This is a genomic window from Pseudomonas sp. 2822-17, assembly GCF_002742485.1.
Lineage (GTDB): Bacteria > Pseudomonadota > Gammaproteobacteria > Pseudomonadales > Pseudomonadaceae > Aquipseudomonas > Aquipseudomonas cyclaminis.
This window is the reverse complement of sequence record NZ_LJRZ01000455.1, coordinates 215,265-234,936: the sequence shown is the minus strand read 5'-3', so window position 1 is coordinate 234,936 and position 19,672 is coordinate 215,265. Positions and strand designations below refer to the sequence as shown.

15 protein-coding genes and 2 tRNA genes are annotated in these 19,672 nt (G+C 60.4%); 8 read left to right on the top strand and 9 right to left on the bottom strand.

Going from position 1 to position 19,672, the window contains the following annotated elements; all coding sequences use genetic code 11:
- Window positions 1-14: 14 nt before the first annotated feature.
- Entirely contained in the window at window positions 15-1,214 is a 1,200-nt protein-coding gene (locus tag AOA60_RS17805) for a CaiB/BaiF CoA-transferase family protein (protein ID WP_099585566.1), read from the bottom strand.
- A 147-nt stretch (window positions 1,215-1,361) separates the two neighbouring features.
- Between AOA60_RS17805 and AOA60_RS17800 the strand changes: the two genes are divergently transcribed.
- Complete coding sequence (locus AOA60_RS17800) at window positions 1,362-1,904, top strand: YaeQ family protein (protein ID WP_099585565.1); 543 nt, start codon at window positions 1,362-1,364, stop codon at window positions 1,902-1,904.
- 99 nt (window positions 1,905-2,003) lie between these two features.
- Window positions 2,004-3,713, top strand: coding sequence for a single-stranded-DNA-specific exonuclease RecJ (recJ, locus tag AOA60_RS17795; RefSeq protein ID WP_099585564.1), 1,710 nt, complete (start codon window positions 2,004-2,006; stop codon window positions 3,711-3,713).
- 62 nt (window positions 3,714-3,775) lie between these two features.
- Here the strand turns inward: recJ and AOA60_RS17790 are convergent, their stop codons facing one another.
- The 4 genes from AOA60_RS17790 to AOA60_RS17775 all read right to left on the bottom strand — a co-directional run bounded on the left by AOA60_RS17790 (window position 3,776) and on the right by AOA60_RS17775 (window position 8,412).
- The gene (locus AOA60_RS17790) at window positions 3,776-5,056 is read right to left on the bottom strand and encodes a virulence factor family protein (RefSeq protein WP_099585563.1); all 1,281 of its coding nucleotides are present in this window, start codon (window positions 5,054-5,056) and stop codon (window positions 3,776-3,778) included.
- Complete coding sequence (gene mprF, locus AOA60_RS17785; protein ID WP_099585562.1) at window positions 5,056-7,698, bottom strand: bifunctional lysylphosphatidylglycerol flippase/synthetase MprF; 2,643 nt, start codon at window positions 7,696-7,698, stop codon at window positions 5,056-5,058. The genes AOA60_RS17790 and mprF overlap by 1 nt, the downstream gene beginning before the upstream one ends.
- A gap of 266 nt (window positions 7,699-7,964) precedes the next feature.
- Window positions 7,965-8,041, bottom strand: a tRNA-Met gene (locus tag AOA60_RS17780).
- Between the two features lie 294 nt (window positions 8,042-8,335).
- Window positions 8,336-8,412 (bottom strand) — tRNA-Met (locus AOA60_RS17775).
- A 280-nt stretch (window positions 8,413-8,692) separates the two neighbouring features.
- Here AOA60_RS17775 and dinB point away from each other — a divergent pair.
- Complete coding sequence (gene dinB, locus AOA60_RS17770; protein ID WP_099585561.1) at window positions 8,693-9,751, top strand: DNA polymerase IV; 1,059 nt, start codon at window positions 8,693-8,695, stop codon at window positions 9,749-9,751.
- 68 nt (window positions 9,752-9,819) lie between these two features.
- Here dinB and AOA60_RS17765 read toward each other — a convergent pair whose 3' ends face one another.
- The 4 genes from AOA60_RS17765 to AOA60_RS17750 all read right to left on the bottom strand — a co-directional run bounded on the left by AOA60_RS17765 (window position 9,820) and on the right by AOA60_RS17750 (window position 14,644).
- The gene (locus AOA60_RS17765) at window positions 9,820-10,773 is read right to left on the bottom strand and encodes a hypothetical protein (RefSeq protein ID WP_099585560.1); all 954 of its coding nucleotides are present in this window, start codon (window positions 10,771-10,773) and stop codon (window positions 9,820-9,822) included.
- 20 nt (window positions 10,774-10,793) lie between these two features.
- On the bottom strand, window positions 10,794-12,509 hold the full coding sequence (locus AOA60_RS17760; RefSeq protein ID WP_099585559.1) for a proline--tRNA ligase: 1,716 nt from the start codon (window positions 12,507-12,509) through the stop codon (window positions 10,794-10,796).
- A gap of 205 nt (window positions 12,510-12,714) precedes the next feature.
- Window positions 12,715-14,247, bottom strand: coding sequence for an AmpG family muropeptide MFS transporter (locus AOA60_RS17755; protein ID WP_099585558.1), 1,533 nt, complete (start codon window positions 14,245-14,247; stop codon window positions 12,715-12,717).
- A gap of 43 nt (window positions 14,248-14,290) precedes the next feature.
- The gene (locus AOA60_RS17750) at window positions 14,291-14,644 is read right to left on the bottom strand and encodes an MGMT family protein (RefSeq protein WP_099585557.1); all 354 of its coding nucleotides are present in this window, start codon (window positions 14,642-14,644) and stop codon (window positions 14,291-14,293) included.
- Window positions 14,645-14,798: 154 nt separating this feature from the next.
- Between AOA60_RS17750 and AOA60_RS17745 the strand changes: the two genes are divergently transcribed.
- From AOA60_RS17745 to groL, 5 genes are all read left to right on the top strand, one after another.
- Window positions 14,799-15,806 (top strand): DUF481 domain-containing protein, encoded by a 1,008-nt coding sequence (locus AOA60_RS17745; RefSeq protein ID WP_099585556.1) that lies wholly within the window; start codon window positions 14,799-14,801, stop codon window positions 15,804-15,806.
- Between the two features lie 96 nt (window positions 15,807-15,902).
- Complete coding sequence (locus tag AOA60_RS17740; RefSeq protein WP_099585555.1) at window positions 15,903-16,634, top strand: HugZ family protein; 732 nt, start codon at window positions 15,903-15,905, stop codon at window positions 16,632-16,634.
- A 66-nt stretch (window positions 16,635-16,700) separates the two neighbouring features.
- Window positions 16,701-17,177: an FxsA family protein gene (locus AOA60_RS17735; protein WP_099585554.1), complete on the top strand. Its 477-nt coding sequence runs from the start codon at window positions 16,701-16,703 to the stop codon at window positions 17,175-17,177.
- Window positions 17,178-17,424: 247 nt separating this feature from the next.
- Window positions 17,425-17,721: a co-chaperone GroES gene (gene groES / locus AOA60_RS17730; protein WP_003175874.1), complete on the top strand. Its 297-nt coding sequence runs from the start codon at window positions 17,425-17,427 to the stop codon at window positions 17,719-17,721.
- A 50-nt stretch (window positions 17,722-17,771) separates the two neighbouring features.
- Window positions 17,772-19,415: a chaperonin GroEL gene (gene groL / locus AOA60_RS17725; RefSeq protein ID WP_099585553.1), complete on the top strand. Its 1,644-nt coding sequence runs from the start codon at window positions 17,772-17,774 to the stop codon at window positions 19,413-19,415.
- Window positions 19,416-19,672 lie beyond the last annotated feature (257 nt).

The following is a 19,672-nucleotide window of genomic DNA, read 5'->3' as shown; positions in this document are numbered from 1 at the left end:
TCTTGAGTTGGCCATCAGATCGCCCCTTGCTCACGTAAACGGGTAATGGCCGCGGCGTCGTAGCCCAGTTCGTTGAGCAACACACTGTTGTGTTCGCCCAACTGCGGCCCGACCCACTCGCAACTGCCGGGAGTATCTGACAGCTTGGGTACGATGCCTGGCATTTTGAAGTCCTTGCCGCCTGGCAACCGGGCCTTGAGGAACATCTCTCGCGCCACGAATTGCGGGTCACCCAGCATGTCCTCGGCACTGTAGATCCGACTGGCGGGCACCTCGGCCTTGTTCAGTCGCTCCACCACCTGCTCCAGTGACAGTGAGCTGACCCAGCGATCAATCACGCCATACAGCTCATCACGGCGGCCATCGCGGCCGTCATTGCTCGCCAACTGCGGGTCGTTCGCCAGGTCTTCACGGCCGATGGCGCTCATGAACCGTTTGAAGATCGCATCCCCATTGGCGCCGATCTGCACATGCTTGCCGTCCGCGCTGGTATGGATCGACGACGGCGTAATGCCGGGCATGATGTTGCCGGTGCGCTCGCGGATAAAGCCGAACACGTCGAACTCGGGGATCATGCTTTCCATCATGGCGAAGATGGCTTCATACAGTGCTACATCCACCACTTGCCCCACGCCGCCATTCACTTCGCGATGACGCAGCGCCATCAGCGCCCCGATCACTGCCCACAAAGCAGCGATAGAGTCGCCAATGGAAATCCCGGTGCGCACCGGCGGGCGGTCCTCGAAACCGGTGATGTAACGCAGCCCGCCCATGGATTCGCCCACGGCGCCAAAGCCCGGCTGATCCTTCATCGGCCCGGTCTGGCCAAAGCCCGAGAGCCGCACCATCACCAGTTTCGGGTTCAGCGCGTGCAGGGTTTCCCAGCTCAGGCCGAGCTTTTCCAGCACGCCGGGGCGAAAGTTCTCGATGAGGATGTCGGCGTCCGCCAGCAGTTGCTTGAGAATCGCCAGCCCGTCCGGGTGCTTGAGGTTCAGCGTCAGGGATTTCTTGTTGCGCGCTTGTACGAACCACCACAGCGAGGTGCCCTCGTACAGCTTCCGCCATTTGCGCAGCGGGTCGCCGCCATCCGGGGATTCGACCTTGATCACCTCGGCGCCGAATTCCGCGCAGATACGCGAAGCGAACGGGCCGGCGATCAGGGTGCCGAGTTCGATGACTTTCAGGCCGGCAAGCGGTTTGGCATTAAACGACATGAGGATCCTTGGCTACGCAGAGCGGGTGTGTGAAGCCTTTTAACATAGGCGGGCGGCCAGGGATAAGCATGATGCAGCGCAGGATTCGTTGAATGGCCCCGCCATCGGTTAGACTGGCCGCCTTTCCCTGTCTCTAGAAGCCCGTTCATGGCCCAGCCGTCCACGACCTACAAATTCGAACTCAACCTCACCGACCTTGATCGTTCGGTGTACGAGAGCGTCAAACAGACCATCGCCCGTCACCCTTCGGAAACCGAAGAGCGCATGACCGTGCGCCTGCTGGCCTATGCCCTGTTTTACAACGAGCAATTGGCGTTCGGTCGTGGCTTGTCAGATGTAGACGAACCAGCCCTGTGGGAAAAAAGCCTGGATGATCGGGTTCTGCACTGGATTGAAGTCGGCCAACCCGATGCTGATCGCCTGACCTGGTGTTCGCGTCGCACCGAACGCACCAGTCTGCTGGCGTATGGCAGCCTGCGTGTGTGGGAAGGCAAAGTGGTGCCGGTGGCGAAAAACCTGAAGAACGTGCACATCGCCGCGGTGCCTCAGGAGATTCTGGAGACCCTGGCCAAGGACATGCCCCGCGTGATCAAGTGGGACGTGATGATCAGCGAAGGCACGATCTTCGTCACCGATGACCGTGGCCAGCATGAAGTGCAACTGCAATGGCTGGTTGGCGGACGCGATTGAAAAATGTGGGGAGGGAGCAAGCCCCTTCCCACAGTGATTTGTGTTGTATGAAGAATTGTCGTTTAACCGTTGTATCCGCAGAGAAGTCATCACCCCCGTATGCGTATCGATCCTCGCCCGTTGCCCGCTGTCCTGCCATTCCTCGGCGATCTGCCGCCGCTGTTGACCCGTCTCTACGCCGCACGCGGTGTGCAGTCCGAGGCCGAGCTGGATAAAGGCCTCGCGCGGTTGATTCCCTATCAGCAGCTCAAAGGTATCGACGCGGCGGTTGATCTGCTGGTGACGGCCCTGGAGCAGCGCCAGCGCATCCTGATCGTTGGCGACTTCGACGCCGATGGCGCCACCGCCAGCACCGTGGCCACTTTGGGCCTGCGTTTGCTCGGTGCGGCCCATGTGGATTACCTGGTGCCCAACCGCTTCGAATACGGCTATGGCCTGACCCCGGAGATTGTCGCCGTGGCGTTGCAGCGCGAGCCGCAGTTGCTGATCACCGTGGACAACGGCATCTCCAGCGTCGAAGGCGTGGCGGCGGCGAAGGCGGCGGGGTTGCAGGTGTTGGTCACCGACCACCACTTGCCGGGTGATGAGTTGCCGGCGGCCGATGCCATCGTCAACCCGAATCAGCCGGGTTGTGAGTTTCCCAGCAAGGCCTTGGCTGGCGTGGGCGTGATCTTTTATGTGTTGATGGCCCTGCGCGCACGCCTGCGCGATATGGGTTGGTATGCGAACAAGCCGCAACCGAACATTGGCGATCTGCTTGATCTGGTCGCTCTGGGTAGCGTCGCCGACGTGGTGCCGCTGGACGCCAACAACCGCATCCTGGTGCATCAGGGCCTGGAGCGCATTCGTGCTGGTCGCGCTCGGCCGGGGATCAAGGCGATCCTGGAAGTGGCCAAGCGTGACGCCGCGCGCATCACCTCTACCGACCTGGGATTTATCGTGGGGCCACGGCTCAATGCCGCCGGGCGCCTGGACGACATGAGCCTGGGCATCGAATGCCTGCTCACCACGGATTTCGCGGCGGCGCGGGAAATGGCAGCGCAACTGGACGGCATGAACCAGGACCGTAAATCCATCGAGCAAGGCATGCAGCGCGAGGCCCTGGCCCAGCTCAAGGACCTGCCGGTGGAATCGATGCCCTACGGTCTGTGCCTGTTCGACCCCGAATGGCACCAGGGCGTGATCGGCATTCTGGCTTCGCGCATGAAAGAGCGCTATTTCCGCCCGACCATCGCCTTCGCCGACGCCGGCGATGGCTTGCTCAAGGGCTCTGGGCGCTCTGTGCCGGGTTTTCACATCCGTGATGCCCTGGCGGTGGTCGCCAGCCAGCATCCCACCCTGATCGCCAAATACGGCGGCCACGCCATGGCGGCGGGTCTGACGTTGCCCGAGGCGAATTTCCCACTGTTTGCCGAAGCCTTTGATGCCGAAGTACGTCGGCAATTGCGTGAAGAAGACCTCACCGGACGCCTGCTGTCCGACGGCACCCTGGCGGTCGAGGAGTTCCACCTGGAGCTGGCCCGCGCCCTGCGGCATGCCGGGCCGTGGGGGCAACACTTTCCCGAGCCGTTGTTTCACGGTGTGTTCCAGCTGGTAGAACAGCGGGTGGTGGGTGAGCGGCACCTGAAGGTGGTGCTCAAGAGCGAATGTGGCTCAGTGAAGCTCGATGGCATTGCCTTTGGGGTGGACCGTGAGGTCTGGCCGAACCCGACCGTGCGCTGGGTGGAACTGGCCTACAAGCTGGATGTGAACGAGTTTCGTGGGAATGAAACCGTGCAACTGATGATTGCGCATATCGAGCCGCGCTGAATCTCACTGGCAATGCAAAACAAATGTGGGAGGGGGCTTGCCCCCTCCCACAGTTGGTTTAATTACTCGGCCTTGGCCTGGTGCTTGACGATGATATCCACCAACCGCTGGGCCAGCGCCGGGTAGTTCTCGTCGAAGTGATGCCCACCGGGCAGCTTCAGCGCCTCACCTACGGCTGTCTTGTCGGTGCAGCCACTCTCGTCGACTTCTTCGGCGCCATAGATGCACACCACTTTCTCCGGCGGCAGCTTGGCCATTTCCGGGCCGGTCGCGGCTTCTTTGCCGGCGTTGCCCAGCCAACCTTCCACTTCGATCTCAAAGCTGCCGGTGCGGGCGAAGGCCAGGAGAATGATCGCGTCGACGCGCTGCTGCTCGTTTTCCGGCATGCGGTTGTAGATCGCCGGCAGCACGTCGGCGCCGAACGAATAACCGGTCAGCACGAAGCGCTTGGTGCCCCATTTCTGGCGGTAGTGCTGCATCAGCTCGGTCAGGTCTTTGGCGCTTTGTTCCGGGGTCTTGTGCTGCCAGTAGTAGCGCAGGGTGTCGATGCCGACCACCGGGTAGCCGATCTTGGCCATTTCGCCCGCGACGTCACGGTCCAGATCACGCCAGCCGCCATCACCGGAGAGGAACAGGGTCACAGTGTCCTTGGCCTGGCCTGCCGGGACTTCTACTACGGGAATCGCCAGGCCGCCGTTGTCCGAACCCACCAGTTGCTTGCGCAATTCGTTGTTCAGCACCTGCGGGTAGTGAATGTCGTAGTCGCTGATGCTGGTGGTGGCGCGCGGTGTGTCGCGTACGAAACTGGCGCTTTCGTCGTCAGGGTTATCGTTCCACGCGACCAGCCAGTTGCCGTGTGCGGCCGTTTTCGGCAGTGGGTCCTTGCAGCCTTCCTGCACCAGAGCGAAGCCGACGGAGATGGCGTTGGCGTTGTCGTCGTTCTGTGCGGCCAGCCAGCGCCAGGCCAGCGCCGCGCCAGGGCCGATGCCGCTGACCAGGGTCGCCGGGCCTTTGAGCTGGCCCAGGGCGCTTTGCAGCGCTTGTTCCTGCAGCTTGCAGTCGTCTTTTGGCAGGATCACCTGGACGATCTGCGCCTTGCCACCCTGGCTGAGGGTGATCAACTGGCTGTCGGTCAGGGTTTCGTCGGCCATCACCGCCACGGCGACGCGGGCTTTGGACGTGCCGGCTGGGGTGACGCGGGTCATCACCGAGCCGTCGGCCTGGGGCAGTTGCTCCAGGGTCGGCTGCGGGGCAGGGCGTTTCAAGTACCAAAAGCTGCCACCCAGGACCAGGGCCAGCAGCACTACAAAGGCCAATACATACCGCCAGGAGCGTCGAATCATCAGCGTTTCACCAATCCAGTCAAGCCGCCCGCGATCAGGGCGGCGGTATCGGCCAGTGCCACCAGCGGATCAAGTCCTGCGGGCACAGCCATGTAACGGGGTTCCCAGTCGGGCTGGAACTTGTCTTTGAAGCGGCGCAAACCTTGGAAGTTATACAGTTGCTCACCGCGCCGGAACACCATCGAACCCAGGCGCTGGGTCAGTGGCGCGCCGCGTCGCGGTTGCAGGCCCGACAACGGCACCATGCCGAGGCTGAAGCGGGCGTAGCCGTGACTCTTATAGTGTTGAATCAGGCCGACCATCATGAACTCCATGGTCAACTTGGGTGCTTCCGGATGGGCACGCATCAGGTCAAGGCTGGCCAGGTCGTGATTGTACGTCTCAAGCAGGTTGGCGAAGGCTACCGGGCGTCCTTCGAAGCGAATGATCGCAATGCGAAAGTGCTTGAGGTAGTCATCACTGAAGCGTCCCAGGGAAAAGCCCTTTTCGCGCACATTCTTACCCGTCAGCCAGGCGTCCGAGATGACTTTTAATTCATCCATCGGCGCCGTACCCGGTTCATGGATCTCCAGGGACAAGCCGTCCCGGGTGCCACGGTTCCAGGTGTAGCGCAGGTCCTTCATCTCTTTGCCCTTGGCTTCCAGGTCAAAGCGTTTCAGGTCGACGCGGGCCTCTTCGCCCAGCTTGATGGCGGTAAGGCCGATGTCCATGTAATACGGCAGGTTCTCTGCCCGCACCTGATAGAACACTGGGCGCGCATGGTGGATATCGCACAGGTCGCGGAACTGCCAGATCATCTCGGCCCGTTGTTGTGTCGGCCCGATCGGGTCGTACAAGGCCACCAGGCTGCGGCCGCGACGGGCATACATCAGGAAGGCTTCGTCGTTGGGGTGGAACAGCAGCGCCTTGTCACCGGTCAGCGCCAGGCCGCCGTCGGGCTGGGACGAGGCCATCAGGATCCTGGAAGCACGCTCCAGCTCATCCGGGGTCGGCAGGTGAATCACCGGGCGTGCGGTGCGCAGCAGCCAGGTCAGCGACACGATCACCAGCAGCACGGCGGCCCCCAGCAATGAGCGCAGGCCGCGTGGGGCGTTGGCGTCGAGGGTGAACTGCCACCACAGTTGATGGCTGTACGGCACATCTTGATAGGCAAACAGCAGCAGCCAGATCGAGGCGCCCAGCACGCAGACGCTGGCCACCAGGTACAGCGGCGAAAACGGCAGTTCGGTCAGGCGGCTGGCGCGGTAGAACGAGCGGCGGAAGATCGCCAGCAGTATCGCGGTCATGGTCATCAGGCTGGCTTCTTCCCAGTCGAAACCCTTGAGCAGCGAAAGCAGGGCGCCCACCAGCAGCAGCACCATGGTCAGCATCCAGGCCGCCGACAGACGTCGACGCAGGCCCTGGGCGAGCAACAGGCACAGCACGCCGATCAGACTGGCACCAAAGTGCGAGGCGTCAATCAGGCGGTGGGGAATCAGGAAGCCGATGTTTTCCAGGCGTGAGTCGATCTCTGGCGTGGCGCCGGAAAACAGCAGGACCACGCCGGACAAAAAAACCAGTACGGCCAACACCGGTGCCGCCAGGCCTGAGGCGACGCGCAGGCTCTGCTGGGTCTGGAACAGCCGCTGCGCTTCGTTGATCAGCAGGAACACGCACGCGATCAGCAGTGGCAGCACCACGTAGATCATGCGATACAGCAGCAGCGCGGCGGCCAGTGGCGCAGCGCCAAGCTTGTCTGCAAACGCGGCGAGCAGGATCGCTTCGAACACCCCGACACCGCCCGGCACATGGCTGAGCACGCCGGCGGCGAGCGCCAGCAGGTACACCAGCAGGAACGGGCCGAAGGGCGGCGCTTCCGGCAGCAGCAGATAAAGGACGGTGGCGGCAGCGGCGACATCCAGTGCAGTGATCACCAGTTGCAGGAACGTCAGGCGCCGGCCGGGCAGGCGCAGGGTGCGACGGCCGACCTTGACCAGCAGATTGTCGGGGTAAGGTTGCTCCGGCAAGCGGCGGCGATAGATACCGATGCACAGCGCGGCCGACAACAGCAGCACGGCACCGGCAATCGCGCCGAGCAAACCTTGCGACAGGTGCAAGTAGGTCGACGCCGCCGGCAGGTTGCTCAGCGTCGCGAGTGCGGCCAGTGGCGGCAGGGCACAACCCAGGGCCAGGCTGGCGAACACGGTCATATGGGCGACTTCCGAAGCCCCGATGCCATGGCGTGCGTATAAACGGTAACGCACCGAACCGCCGGAGAGCATCGACAGGCCAATCGCGTTGCCAATGGCAAAGGCGGTGAAGCCACCATGGGCCAGGGTCTTGGCAGGCAACTTCACTCCGGCGTAGCGCGCCCCGGAAAACTCATAACCCAGCAGAATGATGAATCCTGCAACGGCAGCGGCAAAGGCTCCGAGCAGGGCGGGTTTGGGCACTTCCAGGATCGAGTCGTGGAGGGCGTAGAGATCCAGTTCCAGCAGCAAGTGGCGGCAGGCGATCAGGGCGATGCCGAACAGCAACAGAGTGACCGCCAGCCCGATGGGTTGCCGGTATTTGCTCAACAGATCCAGCCAACGTAAACGGGTGGGAGTGATCGGATGTTCTGCTGTGACGGTGTCTTGTGGTTCAGACGAGTTGGCGCGCATCAATCACCTCGTGGATTGTGCGCGACAGGATGGGGGTATCCAGCCAAGTTACCAATCCCTATGGACAAAATAATCACAAATATTAACGCGGATCACCGAGTGCGGCGACAGCGGCCATTGGTCGTAGAGGAGTAAGCATAGCGTGTGATGAGATGGACTCCACAAACCGTGTACGGTTTCATGAAAGATGCCATGCCATTGTTTCAGAAGAACTTTTTCGTCAGATACAAAAAAGGCCACTCTTTCGAGTAGCCTTTTTTGATGTTTGGTTGCGGGAGCCGGATTTGAACCGACGACCTTCGGGTTATGAGCCCGACGAGCTACCAGACTGCTCCATCCCGCGTCTGTGGGCGGCATTCTACAGCCAAGCGGCGAGGTGTCAACCGTTAATCAACCGATGAGTCAAATAAGTGTGAATTAACTGCCCAGGCAACCTAAGTTCACGATTGAAAACGCTTTTTGGTCGGCGGGCTTGCTGTGGTGAGTGGTCTTGCTGTGGTGAGTGGTCTTGCTGTGGTGAGCGGGCTTGCCCCGCGCCGGGCTGCGAAGCAGCCCATAGTGAAGTTCACGCGATCCCCGATTGAAAAACAGCCACGCACAAAAAAGGCCACTCTTTCGAGTAGCCTTTTTTGATGTTTGGTTGCGGGAGCCGGATTTGAACCGACGACCTTCGGGTTATGAGCCCGACGAGCTACCAGACTGCTCCATCCCGCGTCTGTGTGTCGGCATTCTACAGAGGATCGCGAGTGTGTCAACCCGCGATTCGAAGAAAAGCGCTTGCTGTTCAATCGGTTAGCTCTCCATATGGGCGTATATGGGCTGCGCGGGCCAGTCGGGCCAAGGGTTTGGGCTCTATCGGGATGCTGATTTCGATTGAGAAAATAAATTCATCTGCGAAATTTCCTACCGCTCAGGCGGAAGATTCAAACTACTGGTGCTATATACAGGGGTGAGTGCGATACTGCCCGCCCGTTGGATTTCACCCCTTCTATATATGACGCAGCGCAAAATCATCCACGTCGACTGTGATTGCTTCTACGCCGCCATCGAGATGCGCGATAACCCGAGCCTGGCGCAAAAGCCTCTGGCGGTGGGCGGCTCGGCGGACCGACGGGGCGTGATCGCTACGTGCAATTACGAGGCGCGGGCGTATGGCGTGCGTTCGGCCATGTCGTCGCGCCATGCCTTGAAGCTCTGCCCGGACCTGACCATCGTCAAGCCGCGTATGGATGCCTATAAGGAAGCGTCGAAGGAAATCCAGACGATCTTTCGCGACTACACCGACCTGATCGAGCCATTGTCCTTGGATGAGGCCTATCTGGACGTGTCCGACAGCCCACATTTTGGCGGCAGCGCCACGCGCATCGCCCAGGATATTCGCCGTCGCGTGTCCAACCAGTTGCATATCACCGTGTCGGCAGGCGTGGCGCCGAACAAATTCCTGGCCAAGATCGCCAGCGACTGGAAAAAGCCCAACGGTCTGTTCGTGATTACGCCGGACCAGGTCGAAGATTTTGTCTCTCAGTTGCGCGTCAGCAAGTTGCACGGCGTGGGCAAGGTCACGGCCGACAAGCTGGCACGTTTGGGTATTGAAGACTGCCTGCAACTGCGCGAGTGGAACAAGCTGGCGCTGGTGCGCGAATTCGGCAGTTTTGGTGAGCGGCTTTGGAACCTGGCCCGTGGGATTGACGAGCGCATTGTGCAGAACGACAACCGTCGGCAATCGATCAGTGTGGAAAATACCTACGATGTGGACCTGCCGGATCTCTCAAGCTGCCTGGAAAAACTCCCTGAGCTGCTGGAAACCCTGGCGGGGCGCATGGCGCGCATCGACAGCAGTTACCGTGCGGGCAAGCCATTCGTTAAGGTGAAGTTTCATGACTTTACCCAAACGACCTTGGAGCAGGCCGGGGCGGGCAGGGATCTGGAGAGTTATCAACAGCTGATGACCCAGGCGTTTAATCGCGGAGGGAAACCGGTGCGGTTGCTGGGGATCGGGGTGCGGTTGCTGGATGTGAGCAATGGCAACGAACAGCTGGAGTTCTCCTGGTAGAAACCGGGAGCAAAATGTGGGAGGGGGCAAGCCCGCTCCCACATTTGGATCTTCACATGGCCTAAGGCTTAGCGTGCGCCGGGATCTGCCACCAGTCGCCCTGCATCCTTGGTCAACGCCTGCAGAAATTCCTGCTGCAACTCTGGATCATTGCGGGTCAGTTCGATCAGGCTTTGTTCCAGTTCACTGGCCTCTTCTTCCAGGCCCAGCTCCGACAGGCGCTTGACCCGGTGCACCCACTGGCTGACTTCGTCATCTTCCAGGTCGTCGTAGATCAGGCCGTGGGCTTCCAGCAGCTTGCCACGCAAGGTGCTGCTGATGGCCAGGGTCGAGTCCGAATGCACGTCGTCCTGGCCATCTTCCACGCTGATCTTCAAGGTCGTGACGCGGTTCAGGTCTTGCTCGGCAAACGGGCTGTCCAACAGGTTCAGGCGCAGCACGCCGTTGCGGTCGGTGGTCAGCTCGTGGATCTTTTTGCCGGCAGTCACCTGTACCGGTCGTTCGCTCCAGGGCAAGCTTGAATACTCCACGCGTTTATCACGCTGGACTTCATCGATACCCGCCAGGTTCTGTTGCGCGCGGCCGTGGGATTGCACGTTCATGAACGGGTTGAGGCCGTCCACGCCGTAGCTCAGCCAGTCGTGGGTCATGCTGGTCGGCAAGTTGCCGAGGGCGAAGATATTCGCCACGTTGGCACCCGCGCCCGCCACCAAAGCCACCGCACCCAGGGGCAGCTCATAGAGTTTGCGCCAGGGCTGGTAGGGCGTGTAGCGGTCGTAACGACGGGTGACTTCGAACTCGGTGACCTCGAAGGTCTTCTGCTCGTGAATGCGAACCCGGCGTTGCGGCAGCTCCAGCACTTTAGGCTCGCCTACATCGATCTGCAGGCTGTGGTCGAGCAACTTACGCTCGACCCGCTCCTCGTGCTCACTGCGTTGTGACATCTGGTTGGCGCAGCCGCTGACCAGCAGGGCGCCGCACAAGGCGGCGCCCCCCAGGGCTCTGGTGTTTCGCTTGAACATGACTTCTCTTGATCTGGTTTTCAGCGACGAATACGCGCCTGAAGGAAAGACAGCACGTCAGCCACCGGCAACGGTTGGGCTTCGGCTTCGGTCCGGCTCTTGTATTCCAGATTGCCATCGGCCAGGCCGCGGTCACTGACCACGATCCGGTGCGGGATGCCAATCAGCTCCATGTCGGCGAACTTGATGCCCGGGCTGGTTTTCTTGTCCCGGTCATCGAGCAACACTTCAAAACCGGCGGCCGTCAGTTCGGCATACAGTTTGTCGGTGGCTTCGCGTACTTGCTCGGTTTCATAACGCAGCGGTACCAGGGCGATCTGGAACGGCGCCAGGGTGTCGCTCCAGATGATGCCTTTCTCGTCGTTGTTCTGCTCGATGGCAGCTGCAACCACGCGGGATACGCCGATGCCGTAGCAGCCCATGTCCAGGGTGATCGGCTTGCCGTTCTCGCCCAGCACTTCGCACTTCATCGCCTTGCTGTACTTGTTACCCAGCTGGAAGATGTGCCCGACTTCGATGCCGCGCTTGATTTCCAGGGTACCCTTGCCATCCGGGCTCGGGTCGCCTGCAACCACGTTGCGCAGGTCGGCCACGGTCGGAACCGGCAGGTCACGTTCCCAGTTAACGCCGAAGTAGTGCTTGTCGTCGATGTTCGCGCCGATGCCGAAGTCGCTCATCAGCTCGACCGAACGGTCGATGATGATCGGCAGCGGCAGGTTCAGCGGGCCGAGGGAGCCGGCGCCGGCGCCAATGGCGTTGCGCAGTTCGTCATCGGTGGCCATGACCAGCGGGCTGGCTACGCCAGGTTGCTGGGCAGCCTTGATTTCGTTGAGTTCGTGGTCGCCACGGATCACCAGGGCGATCAGCTTGCCTTCTTCCTCGGCGCGCACGATCAGGGTCTTGATGGTCTTTTCAATCGGCAGATTGAATTTTTCCACCAGGGCCGCGATGGTCTTGGTCTCTGGCGTGTCCACCAGGCGCAGCTCTTCAGCCGGTGCTGCACGCGAGGTTTCACGTGGCACGGCTTCGGCTTTCTCGATGTTCGCCGCGTAGTCGGAACCGTTGCTGAACGCGATATCGTCTTCGCCGGACTCAGCCAGTACGTGGAACTCGTGGGAACCAGCACCGCCGATGGAGCCGTTGTCCGCTTCAACCGCGCGGAACTTCAGGCCCAGGCGCGTGAACACGTTGCAGTAGGCCTGGTGCATGCGGTCGTAGGTGGCCTGCAGCGATGCCTGGTCAGCGTGGAACGAATAGGCGTCCTTCATGATGAATTCGCGGCCGCGCATCAAACCGAAGCGTGGGCGGATTTCATCACGGAATTTGGTCTGGATCTGATACAGGTTCAGCGGCAGCTGCTTGTAGCTGCTCAGCTCGTTGCGCATCAGGTCGGTGATCACTTCTTCGTGGGTCGGGCCGGCGCAGAAGTCGCGGCCGTGACGGTCCTTGAAGCGCAGCAACTCAGGGCCGTACTCTTCCCAGCGCCCGGATTCCTGCCACAGCTCAGCCGGTTGTGTGCTCGGCATCAACACTTCGAGAGAGCCGGCGGCGTTCATTTCTTCACGAACGATGGCTTCGACCTTGCGCATCACCTTCAAGCCCATGGGCAGCCAGGTGTACAGGCCGGAGGCCAGTTTGCGGATCATGCCGGCGCGCAGCATCAGCTGATGGCTGATCACAACCGCGTCGGAAGGCGTTTCTTTCTGTGTGGCGAGCAAATATTGACTGGTACGCATGGTAGGCCGTTGTCGGTTGCTTGGACTTGAAATGACTTGGGATTGTACGGGCGCAAACTGCTGGAGTACAGGCATCAGAATGCAGAGGGGTGTGCAGGCTAATGTGGGAGGGGGCTTGCCCCCGATTGCGGTGTGTCAGCTATGTATAAGCTGACTGACACTCTGCCATCGGTGGCAAACCCCCTCGCACATTGTCCGGCTGGTGTCAGTCTTCCTGCGGGGGATTCAACCGAATCCGCCGATTTTCCTGATACCAGTGCAGCGCAATCAGCAGCAGCGTCGGCACGCCCAGCATGCAGGTGATCAGGAAGAAGTTGTGGTACCCGAACTTCTCAACCATCACCCCCGAATACCCACCGATCAGGCGCGGCAGCAGCAGCATGATCGAACTGAGCAGCGCATATTGGGTGGCGGAAAACTTGAGGTTGGTCAGGCTCGACAGATAGGCCACAAACGCCGACGTGGCGAGGCCGGAGCTGAAGTTATCCAGGGAGATGGTGAAGATCAGCATCTGCAGGTCCGGGCCCATGTCGGCGAGCATCACGAACAGCAGGTTGGTACCGGCCGACGCCACGCCGCCGATGAACAGGATCGGCAGGATGCCGAAGCGCACAATCAGCAGGCCGCCCATGCCGGCGCCGAGCAGGGTCATGATCAGGCCGAAGATCTTGCTGACCCCGGCGATCTGGTCCTTGGTGAAGCCCTGGTCGATATAGAACACGTTGGCCATCACGCCCATCACCGTGTCGGACATGCGATAGGTGGCGATCAGTCCGAGCAACAGCAATGCCTGCCAGCGGTAGCGCAGGATAAAGTCGTTGACCGGCGTGAGCACGGGCGCCAGGCCGCGACGGCCCATGGTCGAGAGGCACAGGGCGGTGAGGGTGATATAGAGAATGGCGCGCAGGAATGCGCGGTCTTCCATCAGCAGGTCCCACACGCTGGTGTCGTGGAACAGCACGCTAGCGAAGTCGGTGTTGTACAGCTGGGTAAACATGGCGGGTACGGACACCAGCAGCACGATCAGCACAAACACCGACATCAGTTGATGCATGAAGCTGTAGCGCCCGGCCTGCAACTGGGTGCGCAGTGGCACATTCGGTTCGCGCATGAACAGGGTGGTCAGCAGCGCGGGGACCATCAGCACGCCGAACAGCACATAGGTGCCAGTCCACGCCGAGTGTTTATAGTTGAAACCGGTGGAGCCGAAGCCTTCGGCAAAGAACAGCGCGCCCGCCGTGGCCAGCAGGGCGGCGATGCGGTAGCCGGACATATAGCTGGCGGCCAGTGCGGCCTGGCGGCTATCGTCGGCGATTTCCAGGCGATAGGCGTCGACCGCGATGTCCTGGGTGGCGGACGCGAAGGCAACGACGACGGCAATCGCGATCAGCCAGGACAAGTGTTTCTGCGGGTCGCAGAAACCCATGCCAATCAATCCGAGGATCACCAGCGATTGGGCCAATACCAACCAGGAACGACGTCGTCCAAGTTTGCCGAGCAGCGGCAGGCGCCATTGGTCGAGCAGCGGCGACCAGACCCACTTGAAGGCGTACGCCAGGCCGATCAGGCTCGCGTAGCCAATGGTCTCGCGGGCCACACCGGCCTCGCGCAACCACACCGAAAGCGTCGAGAACACCAACATGTAAGGCAGGCCGGCGGCAAAGCCGAGCAACAACAGGACTAACGTCGAGGGGCTGGCATAGGCGGCGAGCGCGGCGCGCCAGGTTTTACGGGGCATGGGCTGGAGTCTGCCTCAGGTTCGCGGAAACAAAGCGCGCACTCTAACCGCTGTGCTCTACCGGGCGCCAGCCATGGCGCTGAATATCCACGCGATTATTGCGGACAGTCACGCCTTCATCGCGCAAACGCGCGCGCTGCTCGTCGCCCGAGACGCTGCCCACCGGCAGACTTATCCGACCACCGGCACCCAGCACGCGGTGCCAGGGCAATGTGGTGCCTTCGGGAAGCTGGCTCAAGGTGCGTCCCACCCAGCGGGCAGCGCGTCCCAAGCCCGCCAGTTGCGCCAGCTCGCCGTAGCTCACCACGCAGCCGGCGGGGACTTGCGCCAAGGTCAGGTACAGCGCGGTGCGGCGCATCTCGGCGGGGCTTTGCGGGGTGTCGGCAGAGAGGTTCACTGAGCAGCTATCCGTTGAAATCGTCTGTCTATCTGTAAGAAACGTCTGTAAACATGGCGATGAGAATTGAACTCAACACAAAACCTTGAGTCAGTCCTAGCTATCTAACACGATAACCGCCCCTTTTCGCCAACCCTGAGCTCCTTATCCGCTTATGTTGTCCAGAACCCTGCTGTGCCTCGCTGTCCTCAGTGCCTCCACGCCCTTGCTTGCCGATACGGTCTGGTTGAAAAACGGTGACCGCCTGACCGGCAAAATCAAGGTCTTCGACGGTGGCAAATTACTGATCCAGACTGACTATGCCGGCGCCATCCCGGTGGACTGGAAGCAGGTCAAGACCCTGGAAAGCGACCAGGAATTGCTGGTCAAGCAGGACGCCTACACCGGCGAAAAGGCGAAATCCCTGAAGGCCGCAGACGATGGCAAAGTGGTGTTGGCCAATGGCGAGGCGCCGAAGACCGTTGACCTGGCCAGCATCCAGCAGATCATCAAGCCAAAGCCTGTGATCGAAGACCTGGTGTGGAAGGGTAATGTCGACCTGGCGCTGGACTACAAGCGTGCCGAAAACGACACCAACGACTACGACATCGACTTCAAGACCACGGCGCGTCATGGCCAATGGCGTCACACCGGCCAGGGCGAATACAACCGCGAGTTTCAGGACGATGTCACCACCACGGACAACTGGGCCCTGGAATACGACCTGGACCGATTCCTCACCGAACACTGGTTCTGGCAGGGGCGCCTGACCTACAAGCGCGACAAGGTTGAAGACCTCGCGCGCCAACGCACAGTCGGTACCGGTCCGGGCTATCAGTTCTGGGATGATGAGCTGGGCGCGTTCTCCCTTGGCTCGCTGGTCAACCGCACCGACTATGAATACGCCACGGGCGGCAAGGACAATTTCTACTCGGTGGCCATGAAGTGGAATTACAACCGCTATCTCGTGGGCAAGACAGTCGAGTTCTTTACCACCGGTGAATTGGGCCGTCCTATCGACGGGCCTGTGGATTATTCCCTGGATGCCGAGATGGGCCTGCGCTACAAGGTCACCGAATGGGCTTCCCTCAATCTCAAGGCCGAGCGCGACGTCATCAGTGGCGATTCGGAAAGCAGCTTGAGCAAGACCCGCTACACCGCAGGCTTCGGCGTGGCCTGGTAACACAGAGCCGCTGGCAACCTGCGCGTATATTGATTACCTTGTGTTGAGATCCATTCCCATATGCTGTGGGCGGCTGAATACCCGAGGAGTCATACGTTGAGCGCGCACGTTGCCAAGAACGCCCGAGAGCTGTTGCTCAAGGAATACCGTGGGGCTCTCGCCACACAATCCAAAGCCATGCCAGGATTCCCCTTCGGCTCGGTCGTGCCGTACTGCCTGGACGAGCAGGGCCGCCCACTGATCCTGATCAGCCGTATTGCCCAGCACACCCACAACCTGCAAAAAGACCCGAAGTGCTCGCTGCTGGTCGGCGAACGCGAGGCCGATGATGTGCAGGCAGTGGGGCGCCTGACCTACCTGGCCGAAGCCGAGAAGCTGGAGGAGGGCGCCGCCATCGAAGCCGCCGCCGAACGCTATTACCGCTACTTCCCCGATTCCGCCAACTACCACAAGGCCCATGACTTTGACTTCTGGGTGCTCAAGCCGGTGCGCCACCGTTACATCGGCGGCTTTGGCGCGATTCACTGGGTCGATCAGTTGAACCTGACCAATCCATTCGCGGGCAAGGCCGAGCGCAGCATGATCGAACACATGAACAGCGATCACACCCAGGCTATCGCCCATTACGTTCAGCTTGCCGGCCTGCCGACTTCCGAGCCCGCGCAACTGGCCGGCATCGACAGCGAAGGCATGCACCTGCGCATCGGCCAATCCTTGTACTGGCTGCCGTTTGCCGAGTCTTGCAACACGCCGACACAAGTGCGCGAAGCCTTGGTTTCATTGGCTCACGCCGACGTCTGGCCGAAAAAAGCCGCGGCTGACGCTTGAATTCACATAATGGCGACGTCATCTAAGGTGGACTGGCAAGGCATTCTTGCGTTGAGGAACCTTTTGATGCGCCCTTTTTTATTGCTCTTTCTGCTGTTCCCGGTGTTGGAGCTGTTCGTATTCGTTCAAGTCAGCAGTGCGATCGGTTTTTTCCCGGCCCTGTTGCTGATCATTCTCGGCTCGATGCTCGGCGTCCTGGTGCTGCGCGTCGCCGGCCTGGCCACGGCACTGCGTGCCCGTGAAAGCCTGAACCGCGGTGAACTGCCGGCCCAGACCATGCTTGAAGGCCTGATGATGGCCCTGGCCGGTGGCCTGTTGATCTTGCCGGGTTTCGTCAGCGATGTGCTCGGGCTGTTCCTGTTGTTGCCGTTCACCCGCAAGCTGCTGGCCGGCAAGATGCGTCAGCGCGCCGAAGAGGCGGCGATCCGCCAGCGTGCGTTTGCCGACGACCTGCAACCCCGTGGCGGCCCGGCTCCGCGCCAGCCGTTGGGGCGTGAAGGTGATGTGATCGAAGGTGAGTTCGAACACCGCGACAGCAAATAACCGCTTGATTGGCACGGCACCTTGGGGTGCCGTGTTGCTTTTATTGCTCGGCAGCTGCAAAAAAATTCCGCCGAGCGCCCTTGTAATAAGCTTACGCGCCCTTATGTAACGGTCACCGCAAGGTTTCTGGTGGCAACACCAGACAGACTTCCGCGTCTTGCCTGGCGAGGCGCGACCGGCACCGCCGGATAACAACCTGCCGGTACTGACACCGGCCGATGAAAAACACAATTAGGAGAGATCGACAATGAGCAAGCTTCGTCCTCTGCACGACCGCGTCGTAATCCGTCGCAGCGAAGAAGAAAAGAAAACCGCTGGCGGTATCGTTCTGCCAGGTTCGGCTGCTGAAAAAGCCAACCACGGTGTGATCGTCGCTGCAGGCCCAGGCAAGACTCTGGAAAACGGTGATGTGCGTGCGCTGGCCGTTAAAGTCGGTGACAAGGTTGTATTCGGCCCTTACTCCGGCAGCAACACTGTGAAAGTTGATGGCGAAGACCTGCTGGTTATGGCTGAGAACGAGATTCTCGCTGTTCTGGAAGACTGATTTCCCCGCTCATTTTCCCGTTACTACAAAGTATTTAAGGAATATCGATCATGGCTGCTAAAGAAGTTAAATTCGGCGATTCCGCCCGTAAAAAAATGCTCACCGGTGTCAACATCCTGGCTGACGCAGTAAAAGCGACCCTGGGCCCTAAAGGCCGTAACGTGATCATCGAGAAGAGCTTCGGCGCTCCGACCATCACCAAGGACGGCGTTTCCGTAGCAAAAGAAATCGAACTGGAAGACCGTTTCGAAAACATGGGCGCGCAGCTGGTCAAAGACGTTGCCTCCCGTGCCAACGATGACGCAGGCGACGGCACCACCACCGCTACCGTCCTGGCTCAGTCGATCGTCAACGAAGGCCTGAAAGCCGTCGCTGCCGGCATGAACCCGATGGACCTCAAGCGCGGCATCGACAAGGCGACCATCGCCGTTGTTGCCGAGCTGAAAAACCTGTCCAAGCCATGCGCTGACACCAAGGCTATCGCTCAGGTAGGCACCATCTCCGCCAACTCCGACAGCTCCATCGGCGACATCATTGCCGAAGCCATGGAAAAAGTCGGTAAAGAAGGCGTGATCACCGTTGAAGAAGGCACTGGCCTGGAAAACGAACTGTCGGTTGTAGAAGGCATGCAGTTCGACCGTGGCTACCTGTCCCCGTACTTCGTCAACAAGCCAGAAACCATGGTTGCCGAGCTGGAAAGCCCGCTGATCCTGCTGGTCGACAAAAAGATCTCCAACATCCGCGAAATGCTGCCAGTGCTGGAAGCCGTTGCCAAAGCCGGCCGCCCACTGCTGATCGTTTCCGAAGACGTTGAAGGCGAAGCCCTGGCGACGCTGGTTGTGAACAACATGCGTGGCATCGTCAAGGTTGCAGCCGTCAAGGCTCCAGGCTTCGGCGACCGTCGCAAGGCCATGCTGCAGGACATCGCTGTCCTGACCGGCGGTACCGTTATCTCCGAAGAGATCGGCCTGAGCCTGGAAAGCGCCACCCTGGAAAACCTGGGTAGCGCCAAGCGCGTGACCATTTCCAAGGAAAACACCATCATCGTTGACGGTGCTGGCGTTGACGGCGACATCCAGTCGCGCATCACTCAGATCCGCGCCCAGGTTGCCGAGACTTCCTCGGACTACGACCGTGAAAAACTGCAAGAGCGTCTGGCCAAGCTGTCCGGCGGCGTAGCAGTGATCAAGGTTGGCGCTGGTTCCGAAGTTGAAATGAAAGAGAAAAAAGCCCGCGTTGAAGACGCCCTGCACGCAACCCGTGCAGCCGTTGAAGAAGGCGTGGTACCTGGCGGTGGCGTTGCGCTGATCCGTGCTCTGGAAGCCCTGGTTGACCTGAAAGGCGACAACGCTGACCAGAACGTCGGTATCGCTGTTCTGCGTCGCGCCGTTGAATCCCCACTGCGCCAGATTGCTTCCAACAGCGGCGACGAGCCAAGTGTTGTGGTCAACGAAGTGAAGAACGGCAAAGGTAACTACGGTTACAACGCTGCAACCAGCGAATACGGCGACATGGTCGAAATGGGCATCCTGGATCCAACCAAGGTGACTCGTTCGGCCCTGCAGGCAGCCGCTTCGATTGCTGGTCTGTTGCTGACCACCGAAGTTGCGATTGCTGACAAGCCGAAGGCTGAAGGCGCTGGCGGCGGTATGCCAGACATGGGCGGCATGGGTGGCATGGGCGGCATGATGTAAGCCAGCCTTACCCGGCTAACCTAAAAGCCCCGCCTGCAGTGATGCAGGCGGGGCTTTTTTTGCCTGTTTTTTGCCAGGCATGACGACGACATCCTGACAGCCTTCGTGTGGGTGCCGGGTGAAGCGATAGTGAAAAACTCGTGAAGCCCTCCAGTTGGTTGAAAAAACTTATAGAGTGGTCGCACCGCCCTAGCCGTAGGCCACACTTGGCCTTAAGCTGCGCGAGCCAACACGGCCGTTACCGCGTACGGAGACAC

Excerpts from the sequence above, each read along its gene's own strand:
- AOA60_RS17765 (WP_099585560.1), bottom strand. The coding sequence starts at position 10,773 with ATGTTCAAGCGAAACACCAGAGCCCTGGGGGGCGCCGCCTTGTGCGGC.
- AOA60_RS17755 (WP_099585558.1), bottom strand. The coding sequence starts at position 14,247 with ATGCCCCGTAAAACCTGGCGCGCCGCGCTCGCCGCCTATGCCAGCCCC.
- AOA60_RS17805 (WP_099585566.1), bottom strand. The coding sequence starts at position 1,214 with ATGTCGTTTAATGCCAAACCGCTTGCCGGCCTGAAAGTCATCGAACTC.
- AOA60_RS17760 (WP_099585559.1), bottom strand. The coding sequence starts at position 12,509 with ATGCGTACCAGTCAATATTTGCTCGCCACACAGAAAGAAACGCCTTCC.
- groES (WP_003175874.1), top strand. The coding sequence starts at position 17,425 with ATGAGCAAGCTTCGTCCTCTGCACGACCGCGTCGTAATCCGTCGCAGC.
- AOA60_RS17745 (WP_099585556.1), top strand. The coding sequence starts at position 14,799 with ATGTTGTCCAGAACCCTGCTGTGCCTCGCTGTCCTCAGTGCCTCCACG.
- AOA60_RS17800 (WP_099585565.1), top strand. The coding sequence starts at position 1,362 with ATGGCCCAGCCGTCCACGACCTACAAATTCGAACTCAACCTCACCGAC.
- dinB (WP_099585561.1), top strand. The coding sequence starts at position 8,693 with ATGACGCAGCGCAAAATCATCCACGTCGACTGTGATTGCTTCTACGCC.
- recJ (WP_099585564.1), top strand. The coding sequence starts at position 2,004 with ATGCGTATCGATCCTCGCCCGTTGCCCGCTGTCCTGCCATTCCTCGGC.
- AOA60_RS17790 (WP_099585563.1), bottom strand. The coding sequence starts at position 5,056 with ATGATTCGACGCTCCTGGCGGTATGTATTGGCCTTTGTAGTGCTGCTG.
- mprF (WP_099585562.1), bottom strand. The coding sequence starts at position 7,698 with ATGCGCGCCAACTCGTCTGAACCACAAGACACCGTCACAGCAGAACAT.
- AOA60_RS17735 (WP_099585554.1), top strand. The coding sequence starts at position 16,701 with ATGCGCCCTTTTTTATTGCTCTTTCTGCTGTTCCCGGTGTTGGAGCTG.
- groL (WP_099585553.1), top strand. The coding sequence starts at position 17,772 with ATGGCTGCTAAAGAAGTTAAATTCGGCGATTCCGCCCGTAAAAAAATG.